The sequence below is a fragment of the Lysinibacillus sp. GW247-5R2A genome (assembly GCF_059424475.1).
Window position 1 is genome coordinate 25,222 of record NZ_JBWKZL010000014.1, and the last position, 16,102, is coordinate 41,323.

Below are 16,102 nucleotides of genomic sequence, written 5' to 3' on the forward strand. Positions count from 1 at the left end.
GAGGCACCCTTTATTTAATTTGCTGTAGCTACTAGACGATTTACAATGAAATCAAGCTGTTTAGTTAATGAATAGATATCGTTGTAGTAACAAAAACCAAAATCAATTTCCACAAGTCTGCCTTCTTTAACAGCTGGAATAGCGGACCAAACTGGATGGTCAGTTAAATCTACCATCCCTTCATATGATGAACGAAAAACATAATCTCCTGCATACTCCGTTAATACTTCTAAGGATACATCTATCGCCTCCTGAGTATTATTCTTATCATCTATTTTCTGTTGAATAATTTCTGGCGCACGCATTCCTAAATATTCATACAATGCTTGAGAACCACGTCCGAAGGTATAACTTGTTACAACTGACATTTTCCCTTTGCCGCCTTCCATAATACTAACTGTTTTATCTAAAACACCCGCCGCTTTTAGCTGTTCTTTACTGTCTTCTACTTTTGTATAAAAATTAGTCAAAAGATCTTTTGCTTCTTTCTCTTTCCCCAGCACTTCTCCAATTTTTTCTAAGCGTTGATCTAGAGATGTTGTGGCGTCATCTATCACAATAGTTGGAGCTATTTTTTTCATCTGCCCATATAGTTCTTCATTCTTTGGAATAATAATGACATCCGGCTTTAATTGAATCACTGCCTCAACATTCGGCTCAAACCATTCACCTAAACTTTCGACTGTTTTTAATGCCTCCTCAAATGCTGCGCCGTCCTGTATCTTAGAAGATCCCACAGGTGTTACACCAAATGCTAGGACGTCACCAGTATAATACATCACAACTACTCGCTCAGGATTAACGGGTATTTCAACGTCCCCTTTAAGAGTGGATACAACCTTTGTTTGTGATTTAGTTGCTGTTTGTGCAACAGAGGTCTTATTTCCCTCGCTCCCCGTATTCGTAGATGTTCCGTTGCTACAAGCGCTTAATAAAAGTGTTAAGCATAGAAAAAGTGTTGCAATAGTTGATAATCCTTTTTTATTCATTGATTCATACTTCCTTCCTTTATATTGATAACCATTCTCAATATAATCTTGGAAGTTCCAATCGACAATGGAGTATCTTTCAGACATTGAAGGACTATCTTTTACTAGACGAGCTATTTGTTCTTTTTGGCGAAACTTTATGGGTGAAATGCCTACTCTTTTTTTGAATAGTCTACTAAAATAATAAACATCATGATAGCCGACACCCATAGCGATATCACGTATGCTAGCATCTGTCTCCACAAGCAAAGTGGAAGCCTTTCCGATTCTTAGCTGAATTAAATACTCAATAGGACTACAGCCTATCTGTTGCTTGAATTGAATAGATAAATGTGATGGACTATAACGTAATGCCTTGGCAATTGTGTCTAACGTCAATGGTTTTGCGAAGTTTTCTTCTATGTATGCTTGAATTTGATTAGAGACATTCAACTTTGGTATGTCGAGGCTCTCTTGATCTAACTGTATAAAAATTTCATTTAAAAATTGATAAAATAGGGATTTAACTGTAAATTTATCTAGATTACTGGCATTTTTCCATTTACTATACATTTGATGTGTTTTTTCGAACATGGTAACAGGTGAGCTTGGTACAAAACCGTATTGAAATTTGAAAGGATTATTTCTATACATGGCCGCTACTACCCTTTTATTAGAAGTTAAAGGAATGAAGGCTCGATAGAATACCATATAGTATTCAAATCCTTTATCCTTAGCCATGATTTGCATAGTAGAACCCTTCCCACTGTGTATAAGATGAAAGCCCTCTAGTGTATATTTGTTTAAGTCTATATAGATATCTGCACTACCTCCTGTAGCATAAAGAAACATATTAGCAGGTAATTTATACAATTTACCAATTTCCTCAGGTTTGAATAGCTCATAACGTATATCTAGTATTTTTGTCGTGGCATGATTCCAAAGAAATAGAAACTCCTCATCAGGTAGCATTCTTTATCATTCCTTTCCATTCAGCTACTCCAAGTTTATTATAATTGATAATAGTTCTCAATTATATTTTTTAATAAATAGATAGTAATAAAAAAAATCACTCTGGCAATACAATGCTAGAGTGATTTTGAACTTATCTTTATTTTTTTTTAACTTGTTGGACGATCATTTCCGTTACTTCTTCGATTTGCCCAAGTATAGAAATTGGATCTGAAAACCAGAAACTCCATCCATCGATTTCGAAAATTTGATCATTCTGTACGGCATCGAGTGTTTTCCAAACAGGTTCACTTTTATAATCGTATGTTTCTGTTGCTTTATCAACTGCCACAAAAATATAATCACCTGCATATTCTGTAAGTAATTCAGGGGATAATTGCAACCAAGGCTTTTCAGGATCAATATCATTGATTACTTTTGGGGGTGGCGTTAGTCCAAGCCCATCATAAAAGGATCGCCCTGTATAGCCATTACCGTATAATGTTATATCATTTTTTGCCCCGCCAGCTAGAATAGTAACAGTTTGATCCTTGCTTATAATATTTTGAACGGTTTGTTTGGCTTTTGCTACTCTCTGATGATAGTCAGCTAACCACGCCTTCACTTCTTCCTCTTTATCTAATATTCTACTAAACTCCTCCAATGTCTCATCCATTTCTAAAGTAAATGGTATTAAAACGGTTGGGGCTATTTTAGAAAAGGCTTCATATTTCTTTTCATCACCTGTAATAATAAGGTCTGGCTTCAAATCTACTACGGCTTCAAGGGAATCCTCAAAATAAGTAATTCCTTCGTTATGGTCTTTTAAATAAGGGCTTTTCATATAAAGCTCCTGTGTACCTACTGGTTTTATGCCCAAGGTCAATAAAAAACCAGGATACGTATCCGTTACGACACGTATCGGGTCAACTGGAATTTCTACATCCCCTTTCACAGTAGAAACGATTTTCGTTGTGGACTGCACTTCCGCTGCCTGATTGGTTGCCGCCTTTGTCTCCCCATTATTGGTAGTATTCATAGCACTACCAGAACATGCACTTAGCAATAAAGTGAAACATAGCAATAAAGTCGTCATCATAGAGGACTTTGTCTTTTTATTCATCGGTAAATCTCCTTTTTGTTTATATTGATAATAATTATCATTACCAATATAATGTTGTATCCACTTTTTATCATTAGACAAAGGAAGCCGATACATAGGACGATACGATTTATGTTGATTTGATTGCTGTTTAAATTTCATGGGGGTTAGACCACTATGCTTTTTAAAAATACGGATAAAATAAGAAACATCTTCATAGCCAACACTCGAAGCAATCTCTTGCAAGCTTAAAGTTGTATGTATTAATAATTGCCGCGCTTTTTGAATTCTTATATGAATAAGATAATCAATAATACTTCTACCCGTCTTTTGTTTAAATTGCTTAGCTATATAGGGCACACTATAATTCAACATTTGGGCAAGTGATTCTCGAGTAATCGGTAGACTGTAATATTCGTCTATATAATTTTGAATTTGCTCCACAGGATCTGGCTGTTGCACATTGACATGCTGTTGATGTAATTGCTGCAAAAGTTCATAAATAATTTGGTAGAAAAGTGCTTTGACATGGAAATGCCCTAGATTATTCTGTTTGAGCCACTCTCGATGCATAGTTTCTATTTTTTCCTGCAATGTGAGTGCATTTGTAACTAGAGAAACATATTGAAGCTGAACAGGTTTTTCGCGTTCCCATAGCGCTAGAAGGCCTTTCCTCGATGTAATAGGCAACGTCGCTTTGTAGAGAATTAAGTAGTACTCTAAACTATTTTCTATAGCACTAATATGTAGGCAGCTTCCTTTTCCAGCATGCACTATATTAAAACTTTCTATCTTATAAGATTTATTGTCTAATATTATATTAGCTTTCCCTTTGATAGCGTACAGGAAGCCGCTACCTGGTAAACGATATGAGCTAGGCTGCTCATCACCATGTATCTTGATATACCGTATATCAAACACTTGGATAGTAGCAGACTTCCACAGAAGGATATGATCATCTATATTCACTGTTTGTATACACACCTTTCAAGTCAAATAATAGAATGCCCCCTCTTGTAAACATTATAAATGATAAACATTCTCAATAATATCTAAAAATGTAATAATAAAAAGAAGCATCTTCACTAGGAAAGATGCTTCTATAAGTTTCTTAATTGAAATGGTTAAATTAAATAATTGCTCACTATTTTCTACTATTTTTTATTCAGTAGCCAATTTGTTAATTCCTCAACTTGAGCCAAGACCGCTGTTGGGTCATAATACCATGAACGTTCCTCAGGCCAAACATAAAGATGGTCATTTTTCACAGCCGGTAAATTTCCCCATATCGGATCTTTCTTAAAATCTTCAACCGTTCTATCATTCGAAGTCAAAATAATGTAGTCTCCTGCGTAATCTGCCAATACTTCTTCAGAAATTTCCGCCCACTGCTTTTCCATAATTTCATCTGCCTTTTTAGCAGGTAGCTTTCGACCAAGTGACTGATAGATTGGCTGTCCTCCCCGACCGAAGTTATCACCATAAACATAAATAGATTTACCTGCATCCTCAATAATAGAAAAGCTTGCATCCTCCGGTATAATCGCATCTACCTGTGCTTTAGCTTCAGCAATCTTCTGATCATATTGGGAGAGCCAATCCTTTGCTTCTTGCTCTTTTCCAAGTAACTCACCGAAATATGTAAGCTCCTCATGCGCATTTTTCAATTCCCCGTATGGGATAACTACAGTTGGAGCAATTTTACTTAAAGCATCATAGTTTTCTCCATTGCCAGTAATAATCAAATCAGGTTTGAGTCCTAAAATCCTTTCAATGGATGGTTTCCCATAAACACCGATATCCTTTACATCCTTTAATGCATCCTTAACATAATAATTTTCAAGAGCCAAACCAGGAGCTCCTATGGGCTTCACATCTAAAACAAGTAGACTTGCGATATATTCCTCTGCTACAATTCGCTTCGGATTAGCCGGAATAACAATATCACCTTTTATAGTCTGAACCGTTTTTGTCTCTGCTTCTTTCGCATCTTGCTCTCCAGTTGGATTTACTGCCTTTTCCTCTTGGCCGCAAGCTGTTAACATAAGCATTATGAGCAGAAACAATAGTCCTACAATCTTTCTATTTTGTTTAAACAATTTTTTCCCTCCATACACAACAATTGATAATCATTCTCAATAATTGTAGAAGAATGCCAAATAACTGTCTATGCATGAAAGTGATTTATTGCCATGTTATTTTATGATGTCAGTACTTCCATCAATTTTTGTAATTGAACTGCTGTAGATAATGGATCATACCCATAAAATGTTTCATACTGGTTCATAAAATACACCTGTTTCTTTTGGACAGCCGCCAGCGACTTCCATTTTTCAGAGTGTAATACTGCTAAGAGACTCTCTTTTCCTGAATCTTTTGTTGGAAGTGCCGTAACAAAAATATAATCAGCTGGAAAATGTACGATTTCTTCAATATTTACTGTTAAATATCCTGTCTTTTCTATATTATGTGCGACAATTTCGTCTGGCCGACTAAACCCTAAATCCTCGTAAAGTATATGGCTTCCCCTCCCATGACTACTATTTAGACAATAAGCTGCATGACTACCTATTTCCCAAACAATAGCAGTACCCCTTGCCCCAAATCGTCGATCAAGAAGCTGGTTACAGGAAACTATCTGTTCATCATATTGTCGAAGCCAATGATTGTACACTTCTCGTCTATCTACTAAATTTGCAATTAGCCCAAATTGTTCGCGCCAACTTAATTGTCTACAGGATAGCTCAAAAACAGGGCCTATTGACAGTAAAGCCTGTTTTTCCATGCTACCACTATAGTTAATAACGACATCAGGACAAGCAGCCATTATTTCCTGATAATTCGAAGCAATATCTTGCTCATATCCCGTAAGTTTCTGTGAGGATGGAACAGACTTAATATTTTCTAAAAATGGAGAGTACACCCCCAACACTGGGGTAACCCCTAGGGCCAGTAAGCAGGCAGTATGATTGGCATTCAGTACAATAAGGCGTTTAGATTTTTGATAATAAACTGTAGGCGATACACCGACAATTTCTTTAAATTTCCGACTTAAATAGGTCCCCTCTCTGTAGCCTACTACTTGGGCTAAATCATCTAATTTTGGCATCCCTAATAATAGTTTTTTCTGAGATTCCCTTATCCTTAATAATGTTAAATACTCGCTATACGTATATCCTGTGTGCTTATGAAACGTACGAGAAAAATGTTCGGGACTTACCTGCGCTCTTTCAGCCATTTCCTCTCTTGTTAAGTCTTCATTGAAATGTAGATTCATATAATCAAGTACCCTATCAATCCACAAACCTTCTTGTTCTTTGTTAGTACGTAAATGGTTGTACAGTTCTTCTAACATTTCAGCAAATAGTTTTTGTAAACGAAACGGATTACTTTCAACTGTAATCTTCGCTTCTCTTTCTATCTCCTTGACTAAATTCATGAGACGATATGTGCAATGTACCATTAAAGTGGTATTTTGTAATAAATTAACTATATTCGGGCCATATGCACGGTATATAATAGCAACCCCTATACATTCATTTGCTTTAAGTAGTTGAAAATCGTCTCCATCATCCACAAACATAACAGAATTTGAGCTAAGCTGAAGCTGTCGACCTTGGAGCGTATAGATGGCATGACCCTCATAAACGACAATGATAAATGGGTATGCCAAACGCCCTCTCTTATCGCATAATAGTTCTTCTAATCTCATAATTTGAATAGGTTGATAAAAAAATTGGCACAGTAACTCATTATCTTTGTACATTCTAGTTCTATCTCCTAATCTCTCAATTGATATTGATTATCATTTTCATTATAATGGAATAGAATATTAGAAATCAATTGCATTGGGAGGATTATAGCTTTGACAAATTTTTTAAAAAAGAATTCCTTATTCACAGGTATTCTCATTTTTTCGATGCTCTTAGCTGCATGTGGAAATCAATCAGTTCCATCAGCAGATAAGGCTAACGTTGATCACTCAAATCGTGTATTAACAGATTCATTAGGTAATGAAGTAACAGTCTCCGAAAGTCCCCAGCGTATTATTGCACCCTACCTAGAAGATCACCTCATCGCTTTAGGTATTAAGCCAGTAGCACAATGGTCAGTAAAAGGTGGGGCGTCTATTCAAGACTACCTTCAGGAATCATTAAAGGACATTCCAACAATTGAGTTTGACCTTCCCTTTGAAGCAGTTACAAGCTTTAATCCAGATTTAATTGTCATCGGTTCATCAGAAATCGCAGAAGGGGAAAAATACGAGCAATATAGGAAAATTGCGCCTACATATGTAATGGGAGCAGAAGATAATAATTGGCGTAATAAGCTTCTGAAAGTGGGAGAAATTTTTAATCAAGTAGATAAAGCAAAGGAAGTCCTTACAGATTATGATCAATTTGCTAAAGAGGCAAAGGAGGATATTCACAATAAAGTGGGGAACCCTTCCGCCACTGTCATCTGGAATATTAACAATACAATTTATATGGTAAGCAATACAGCCTCGAGTGGTATTGTTCTTTATGAGGATTTAGGGCTAAAAGCTCCTAGCCTAGTGAAAGAAATATCCGCCTCTGCTGCTGGTGATTGGTCACAAGTATCTTTAGAAAAATTCGTACAAATAGATGCAGACTATCTCTTTGTTATTAATAGTGATCGTGCAGGCAGTTCTACATTACTAAGTGATCCTCTCCTAGCAAATATACCCGCCATAAAAAATGGCCACGTTTATGAATTTGACCAAAGCTCAAGCTGGTTATATTCTGGGGCCATTGCCAATCGCCAAATCATTGAAAATGTGTTAGATAGTATCGCTAAGTAGAAATACCCCTTCAGCTGCCTGATCATGCTGAAGGGTTTTATTGTGTTCGATATTTAAAAAACTCTCGAGGGCTCACCCCATATTTCTCCTTAAACACCTCAGCAAAATGACTTGGATTAGAATAACCGACTGCACTAGCTACTTCCATAACATTCATGGTTCCGTTTTGTAATAATAAACTTGCCTGCTCCAAACGCTTTTCACGTAAATAGCCAAATACTGTTGTACCATACATCTCTTTAAAGCCTTTTTTCAGCTTAAAATCATTTAAACCAATTAAACGAGACAGCTCCATTAAAGAAGGTGGATTCATCATATTCTCAACCATGATAGCTTGTGCTTGAAAAAGTTTTTTTCTATCGTCATGTGAGAATTCCACCTGGTTTATGGATTGAGGGAAAAAGGACTGAAATGTACTTGTTAAAAGTTGTAAAGTTATACTTTCTAATTGCAAATTAGTTATCTGATTAGCTGCTATCGCTTCTAGAAGTTGTTTTACCATAAGCAAGTCTGGTGGGTTTATTTTCTTTTGAAACAAGCGATAAGGAGATCCACGGAGAATCATTGAAAATCTGCTGGAAGCACCATCATACTCATTAATTTTTTTCATGTAATGATTAAACGTTGTTACAGGTATACCAATACTGACCATCTGATAAGACTCATCTTTATTAAATGAAAAATTTGCCTCTATAGATTCCATCAATTGCAGTGTGCATGTCCCTGCCTTTACTCTATATTCACAATTAGAAATGTGAACGCTTCGTGTTCCCTGCAAGCAGTAGCTTATTTCTACCATTGGCTTCGTTGTTAAAATATTCATTTGATAGTCTTGATGAAATGAATAATCTGATATAACCACTTCTAAATCTGTACGGGGCAAGAGACGATGAATTGCCCCTTCCTTCATTGTTGATTGAAATTCCATATAATGTATGGACGTTTCCTGTGGCTTTAGTACATCTAATGCCTGAAAAAATTGAGTGAAATTTTGGTGAAAGTCCACATTCATAGAGTTCACCACCTCCTTAGCATTACAATTGAGAATTAATCGTTAATTATCTAAAGTATAACCTACGTCCAATCTTTAAGCTATGACATTATACCTCTTCACTCTTTTTTTCAACCAATGTACATACGAGTACTATACATAAAATGAAAATAACCGCTCCAAAGCCATACGCAATTGAAAATCCACCAAAATACTCAATCAACCAGCCAGCTAAGCCTGGTCCTATCATTTGACCCACTGCATAAAAAATAGAAATAAAACCGATAGCCGATGCAACATACTGAGGAGACACTTCTTGACTGGCTTTCATTTGTATTAGAATCAGCACACCACCAAGTGATGATCCCCAAATTATAGAGGATACTATAAACCCTCTAATGTTAACTAACATAATAGGCAATAAATCTCCAACGACCGATAATAGTAATGCTGTTATTAATGCCTTTTTAACACCGATTTTATCTGCTAGCATTCCCCAAAACGGTGCACCTCCAATCGAAACAATCCCTGCGATGGCATACACAGTACCTGCCGTTGCATTGGACATACCAAGATTCATCATATAGCTTGTTTGATATATATTTGGTATGAGATAGACAAGACCTACTGCAAAATAAATTCCTGCTATTATATACAGTCCTTTACTGCGCCATGCCGCCATGTGTTCCTGTGCAATATCCTTTTTAGCAGTAGGCGGTTGTTTTATGGTCCAAAAAGCCAGTAACATAACAATCATCGTCAAAAACGCGAATATTAGCCAAGTTCCACGCCAACCTAATACAGGAAAATGCTTTACCATAAATGGTACGAGTAAACCTGATAATAGCATCCCAATACCAGCGCCGCTCATTAACAGCCCCATCACTATCCCTCGTTTCTTGGGATATAAACTAACAGCTATCAATAATAATGGTGTATACACAAGTGCACTTCCTGCTCCGACAAAAAACAGTGAAATAGCAGCCCACCCAAAGTTAGTGACGAACACTAGACTCGTTAGCCCTAAAACGACACTGCCTCCTCCTACCAATAGAACTTTTTTTGCACCAATACGCATTGTAAGTATTCCTGACAGACCTACAGTAAATAAATAACCTAAAAATAATATCGTACCTAGAGAACCAGATTGAGAGGTTGTGAAGCTCATTTCTTCCTGCATAAAAGGTAAAATAATACCATATGACATACGAGCAAATCCTGTAGTCGTGACGATTAATAACATACCTGTTATGACGAACACCCAAAATTTTTTCATCCTTAAACCCCTTTCATTGTTGAATCATAGAGTAATAAAAGGTTACCTTTCTACCGATTAAAGGATGATAATACGGTCAAACGGATTTTAATTTCTGTCGTAAAACATCATCAATGCGATTTTTGGATAAACCTCAATGAACTATATTTAGTTTGTCCATTGTTCTAAAATAAAGTTTAATTTATGCTAACGTATGATAATGATTATCAATTACGGAGGAAAAGATATGAAAAAAGTAAATCGACATATGCTCATTTGTAGCCTCTTACTACTGGTTGGAGTCCTATTGGCTGCTTGTGGTTCTAACAATGAAGAGACTAATCAAAAAGAGACAGCAACCGCAGAACCGACAACACGTATTTATAAGGATTATTTAGATCATGAGGTAGAAATCCCTGTGAATCCTGAGAGAGTAGTTTATCATGGCGAAGGATACGGGGATGTGCTTGCATTAAATTTCAAAACAGTTGGTGCAGGATTCTCCTGGATTACTGATTATGCTTGGGAAGATCGTGTAAAAGATGTGGAGGACGTTGGTTTTCCGATTAATGTGGAGCAAACATTGTCATTAAAGCCAGACCTTATTATTATTGGTACTGCTGATGATAAAACATATGCACAGCTTTCTAAAATCGCTCCAACTATAGTGTTTGATACGTTCGCACCTTTGAACCAACGTTTAACGGAACTGGGCGATATACTGAATAAAAAAGAAGAAGCCGCTCAATGGATAGCTGATTATACAGAAAAAGCGGATAAAATGTGGGAGTCGCTTGTGGCTGATGGGACGGTTAAACCAGATGAAACTGCATCTGTCTTAACATACTACCCAGGTGATCGATTATTTGTAATGGCACGTGCAGGGCTTTCTCAAGTTTTATACGATTCAAATGTTCTTAAGCCTGGTGATAAGATTCAAAAAATACTTGATGATGGCACAGGCTTTGCTGAAATTTCTACAGAGCTTCTTCCTGAATATGCTGGCGATCGAATTTTCATCCTAACACCAGTAGATGATGAAGCAAAACAATCGGCAAAAGAAATGATGGATAGTCCAATTTGGAAAAACTTACCTGCTGTAAAAAATGGGCATGTATACACAATTGATATTCAAAAAAGTGATAGCGATGCCTCAACTAGAGAATGGCTATTAACAGAATTACCTACTATGTTAAAAAAATAGATTTAAAGAGACATTTCATCTTTGTTGAAATGTCTCTTTACTTTTTATACAATAAAGTTAATTGATAATCATTTTCATTTAGCGAGGACGTGAATAAATGGAAGACAATCATTCTTTTAGACATAATTTATTATTTCATTTAGAAGATATTGACTGTATTTCACAGAGCTACCCTTTTATTTGTCCATCACACCATACCATGATACTTTTTACGGATGGCTGTGGGACATTAACAATAGATGACATTCCCTATTTAGTGACCAAAGGAAAGATTTTTCTTATACAACCTCATTCCATGATCGATTTATCGGATCTAACAAATGAATTCTGCTTCTATAAAATAACCTTTACGGCTTTCCAGCTACAACAGGAGCTCCCTTCTCCTTATCTAGGACCTATTTTTTCTGATGAAGTGGAGCATACCGTTTATCCGAATACACGATTTATCCGTCTTACACAAGATTTGTATCAATTAAAGACCCAATCGGATTATTATAAACAGCAAGGTATTTTATATGAACTATTAAATTTATTATTTGAACATCAGCTTCATAGAAATGTCCAATTAACTATGACGAAGGCAGTCGAGGAAACAATCAATTATGTACATAAATATTATCAACAGCCTTTAACCGTTAAGATGCTAGCTGAACTTGCTCATATAGCCCAATGGCAATATAGTACAATCTTTCAATCTTTAACGGGGAAGAAGCCGCTAGATTATATTACAGAATTACGTCTTACAAACGCAAAGGAATTATTATTACAAACTAATGAGCCATTAAAGGATATTGCACAACAAGTTGGATTTGATGATGAATATTATTTTAATCGCCGCTTCCGACAGGTGATCGGTATTCCGCCAAAACAGTTTGCCCGACAATATAGGCAACGAACGGTTGTAAAAGATTGGACAGGACATGAAGTCACGATTCCATCCGCCCCTCACCGAATTATTTATCACGGAGAAACGTTTGGGGATATGCTGATCTTTGATGTTCAACCAATAGGCGGTGACAAGAAGTCTATTAGTAAATCCTTTTATAAAAACCATGTTCCTTATATTCAAGATGTTGCCTTTCCCATTAATCTTGAAAAATCTTCAAAGCTAAACCCAGATTTAATTATCTTTACAAATAATGATGAGCAGCAATATCAAGCACTATCATCAATTGCTCCAACTATTACCTTAAATTCTTGGGATTCTTTAGAGGAACGCATCCTTCTATTAGGACAATGGCTTAGCCAACAACAACGTGCAGAAGATTGGCTAGCCCGCTATAAAGTCCAAGAAAAAACGATGTGGCAAAAGCTCCAATCAGTCGTAGACCCAGGTGAAACAGCAACGGTCTTGACCTTTGATCATGGTAAACGCCTTTATGTCATGGGCTGTACAGGTCTATCTCCTGCTCTTTTTCATCCAGATGGATTTCAGCCTCACCAGCAAGTAAAAGAATTGCTTCAAGCAGGCAATGGATATAAAGAAATACCAATAGATCAGTTACCAAAATATGTTGGTGATCGAATTTTCCTGCTTTTATCGGATAAACCCGACTCGCAAATGGCCACGATGAAATTGATGAATAGCGATATTTGGAAGGATCTCAAGGCTGTACAGAACAACCACGTATATTTAGTAGATGCAACAAAGTGGAATTATAACGATGCCTTTACGAGAGAAAAATTACTTGGCGCTTTACCGAGATTAATAATTACTGCAAAGTAATATAAATTCAAGGGGTGACATTTTACATGAAAACAGAAAGTATGACAGATAGAATGACGACGCAAATATCATTAAAGGATATACGTGATTATATTGCTAAAAATCATCACCAGCCTCTGACGATTGAGCATCTCGCAATCATTTCTGGTCTTAGTTCTAGCTACTTTGGAGAGGCATTTAAAAGGGCATTTGGGCTAAGTGCCACAGATTATTTAACAGAGCTGCGTATTGGACATGCCAAACAATTATTGCGTGATACCGACCTATTACTGCGTGAAATTGCTAGAGAAGTTGGCTACAGTGACGAATTTTATTTTAGCCGTAAATTTAAAAAGGAGGTGGGGGTTTCACCCTCCGCTTTTAGTAAATTAGCGCGCCAGCGTATTTCTACCTTTTCAGTGTCCACTATCGGAAACTTACTAGCTCTTGGCATCATTCCCGTTGCGGCTCCACTGAATGCTAAATGGAGTCCTTATTATTACAATCATTATCAGGACAAAATCCAAGTGCATGTGAATATATTTGATGCAGAATCAGAGGATAATTTTAGAAAATTAGCCTCCGCTAAGCCTGATATTCATATTTTTCAAGAAGAGCCCTCTCTTTCCATGCTTGATTGGCTTCAAACATTTGGCATTAAAAGTGTTTATATTGAAGCTAAGGATTGGCGAACACAACTAAGAGAAATAGCCGTTGCTGTCAAAAGGCAAAGCGTGTGTGAGTATTTCATACAGTCCTACGAACAAAAGGTATTAGAGGCTAAGCAAGAAATTAAACGAGTGACCAAGGAAGATAGTTTTGCCGTTCTACGATTATGTGGCGATCAATTATTTTTATATTGCAATAAAGGGATTCAGGATGTCCTATTTACAGATTTGCAGCTCTCCCCTATTGATGGGCAACAGCAAACATGTAACGAGCTTATTACGCTTGATCAGCTAGTAGATATAAACCCAGATCGTTTACTTTTTATCGTATGTCCAGATTCTCAGACTCGAAATTATTGGCTTACTTTACAATACCTTGATCGTTGGAAAGAGCTCCAAGCTGTAAAAAATGGACATGTCTATGTTTTGCCATCAAATCCTTGGTTTGAATACTCTGCTATTGCGATAAATCGAATGTTAGATGAAATGTTGCTCATGTTAACCGGAAAAAATCCAAACTCTTTTCCTGTCCCCGTCCATGGTATCGTATCCGATAGTGAATTATAATTCCATTTGAGAATGATTATCAATGGAAGGAGACATTGAACTACAATGAAACACAATGGTCGTAATCAAACGATTATAAAATCTGTCTATATTCTAGCCACTTTAATGCTAGCTATTGGATTACTTTCTGCCTGCAATACCCAATCAAGCAATAACGAAAAAAAAGTAGAAGCACAGGTAAACTCGAACAATAGTAAGGAGCAAAAAGCTTATCCATTAACCATAAAGGATGAGGCTGGCAATGAAGTAACATTACCAGCTAAGCCCACTAAAATATTCGCACCTGTTTTGGAGGATTCCTTACTAGCTCTTGGTATTAAGCCTACTATGCAATGGTCGAATGGTGTTAAACCGCAGCTCTATTTACAGGATCAGCTACAGGGCATACCTGAAATTAGCTTTGCAAGTGGCCCCCCATCTCCTGAAACGATTATGGCAGATAAGCCAGACTTAATTGTTTTGCATAATTCGTTTTATATTGAAAATGGCACATATGAAAAATACGCAAAAATTGCGCCAACCTATGTGTTCAAAAATGCAGCAACTGATATAGAAGGTTCAATTAAAGTGTTAGGGCAATTACTAGACGAGCCCGATAAAGCACAGCAAGCTATACAGAATTATCAAGAAAAGGTGGATGCAGCAAAATCAAAGCTAGCTTCCAAAACGGAAGGCAAAAAAGTAGCGTTAATTCGCTTTAACGCCAAAGGGATGTTTTTCATGACAGATGAATATTTCAGTGGGTATGTATTAACACATGAATTAGGATTCGAGCAAAGTAGCTACGTGAAAAATGGTGCATTTGAAGTATCTTTGGAAATTCTACCTGAGCTAGATGCCGATTATATTTTCCTGATCAATGATGGCAATCTTGGAAATTCATTTATCCATGAACTGAAGGACAGTGCTATCTGGCAAAGTACAGATGCCTTCAAAAGTAATCAGGTATTTGAAACATCTGAGGATTATTGGCTAAATGGTGGTATTCATGCACAAGGGAAAGTGATAGACGATGTATTGGAGTTTTTAGCGCCATGACAACAAAGATAAAGAAACCGTATGTATCAGAAACTTATTTTGAATATGTCATGACATCCCACAACCAGTTAGATTATCGACTATTAATTGCTAACCCGACAGATGCACCACCAGCAGATGGTTATGCTGTTATTTATGTACTAGATGGAGATGCTCTTTTCCCAACGCTTGCAGAGGCGGTAAAATTACAAACGCGCAAACCAAAAGGCTATGAGCCCATTCTTGTTATTGGTATTGGCTATCCCTCTAAGGAACCCTTTGATATGGAACGACGCTGCAATGATTTTACCCTGCCTGTTAGTGACGGAAAGTTGCCAGCACGTCCAGATGGAACCCCTTGGCCACCAAACGGCAAAGCCAATGAGTTTCTAGACTTTATTGAACATGAACTAATGCCTGCTGTCGAAAAAGAATGGCCCATCAACAAAAAGAAACAAGCGGTTGTTGGTCATTCCTTAGGTGGTCTTTTCACACTATATGCTTTATGTGCAAGACCTCATTTATTCAGTCATATTGTAGCTGGCAGTCCCTCTGTTTGGTGGGCTGACAATGCGGTACTAAAAGTAATAGACCAATTTTCTGAAGATTGGAATGGTCTGCATACTATTAATTTCTTACTCACAATCGGTGCTAACGAGCTTCCAGATATGTTAGAGGGAGCAGATTTAGCGGCTGAACGACTGAAGCGTTTAAGTGACCAAAACATTTATACTAATTATGTGAAGTTTGATGAGGAGGACCATGTGAGCGTCCTACCTTGTATGCTTGCCCGCCTTCCTCGGTTTTTGGATACGTAAAAGTCTAAAGGGGAAGATTATCAAAAGGGTTTCC

12 protein-coding genes are annotated in these 16,102 nt (G+C 36.9%); 6 read left to right on the forward strand and 6 right to left on the reverse strand.

The genetic code is table 11. From position 1 onward, the window contains the following. Positions 1-14: 14 nt before the first annotated feature. From AC07YC_RS19435 to AC07YC_RS19450, 4 genes are all read right to left on the reverse strand, one after another. Positions 15-1,940, reverse strand: a complete 1,926-nt coding sequence (locus tag AC07YC_RS19435) for an AraC family transcriptional regulator (protein WP_494920184.1) — start codon at positions 1,938-1,940, stop codon at positions 15-17. Positions 1,941-2,079: 139 nt separating this feature from the next. Next, on the reverse strand, positions 2,080-4,005 hold the full coding sequence (locus AC07YC_RS19440) for an AraC family transcriptional regulator (protein ID WP_494920185.1): 1,926 nt from the start codon (positions 4,003-4,005) through the stop codon (positions 2,080-2,082). A 170-nt stretch (positions 4,006-4,175) separates the two neighbouring features. Next, positions 4,176-5,120, reverse strand: a complete 945-nt coding sequence (locus AC07YC_RS19445) for an ABC transporter substrate-binding protein (RefSeq protein WP_494920186.1) — start codon at positions 5,118-5,120, stop codon at positions 4,176-4,178. A 101-nt stretch (positions 5,121-5,221) separates the two neighbouring features. After that, the gene (locus tag AC07YC_RS19450) at positions 5,222-6,787 is read right to left on the reverse strand and encodes an AraC family transcriptional regulator (RefSeq protein ID WP_494920187.1); all 1,566 of its coding nucleotides are present in this window, start codon (positions 6,785-6,787) and stop codon (positions 5,222-5,224) included. 99 nt (positions 6,788-6,886) lie between these two features. Between AC07YC_RS19450 and AC07YC_RS19455 the strand changes: the two genes are divergently transcribed. Continuing rightward, complete coding sequence (locus AC07YC_RS19455; protein WP_494920188.1) at positions 6,887-7,843, forward strand: ABC transporter substrate-binding protein; 957 nt, start codon at positions 6,887-6,889, stop codon at positions 7,841-7,843. A 37-nt stretch (positions 7,844-7,880) separates the two neighbouring features. Here AC07YC_RS19455 and AC07YC_RS19460 read toward each other — a convergent pair whose 3' ends face one another. Together AC07YC_RS19460 and AC07YC_RS19465 are read right to left on the reverse strand one after the other, a co-directional pair. Further along, on the reverse strand, positions 7,881-8,855 hold the full coding sequence (locus tag AC07YC_RS19460) for a helix-turn-helix transcriptional regulator (RefSeq protein WP_336636432.1): 975 nt from the start codon (positions 8,853-8,855) through the stop codon (positions 7,881-7,883). Positions 8,856-8,943: 88 nt separating this feature from the next. After that, positions 8,944-10,110 (reverse strand): MFS transporter, encoded by a 1,167-nt coding sequence (locus tag AC07YC_RS19465; RefSeq protein ID WP_494920189.1) that lies wholly within the window; start codon positions 10,108-10,110, stop codon positions 8,944-8,946. Between the two features lie 226 nt (positions 10,111-10,336). Here AC07YC_RS19465 and AC07YC_RS19470 point away from each other — a divergent pair, with 226 nt between their 5' ends. From AC07YC_RS19470 to AC07YC_RS19490, 5 genes are all read left to right on the forward strand, one after another. Beyond that, a complete protein-coding gene (locus AC07YC_RS19470) occupies positions 10,337-11,293 on the forward strand; it encodes an ABC transporter substrate-binding protein (RefSeq protein ID WP_144789201.1) in 957 nt (318 codons plus the stop codon). A gap of 97 nt (positions 11,294-11,390) precedes the next feature. Further along, positions 11,391-13,019 (forward strand): ABC transporter substrate-binding protein, encoded by a 1,629-nt coding sequence (locus AC07YC_RS19475; protein WP_494920190.1) that lies wholly within the window; start codon positions 11,391-11,393, stop codon positions 13,017-13,019. Positions 13,020-13,045: 26 nt separating this feature from the next. Then, complete coding sequence (locus AC07YC_RS19480; protein ID WP_336636428.1) at positions 13,046-14,233, forward strand: helix-turn-helix domain-containing protein; 1,188 nt, start codon at positions 13,046-13,048, stop codon at positions 14,231-14,233. A gap of 45 nt (positions 14,234-14,278) precedes the next feature. Then, positions 14,279-15,271 carry an ABC transporter substrate-binding protein gene (locus tag AC07YC_RS19485; protein WP_494920191.1) on the forward strand — a complete coding sequence of 331 codons (993 nt, stop codon included), beginning with the start codon at positions 14,279-14,281 and terminating at the stop codon, positions 15,269-15,271. Continuing rightward, the gene (locus AC07YC_RS19490) at positions 15,268-16,068 is read left to right on the forward strand and encodes an alpha/beta hydrolase (protein WP_494920192.1); all 801 of its coding nucleotides are present in this window, start codon (positions 15,268-15,270) and stop codon (positions 16,066-16,068) included. The genes AC07YC_RS19485 and AC07YC_RS19490 overlap by 4 nt, the downstream gene beginning before the upstream one ends. The last annotated feature ends 34 nt before the right edge of the window (positions 16,069-16,102 follow it).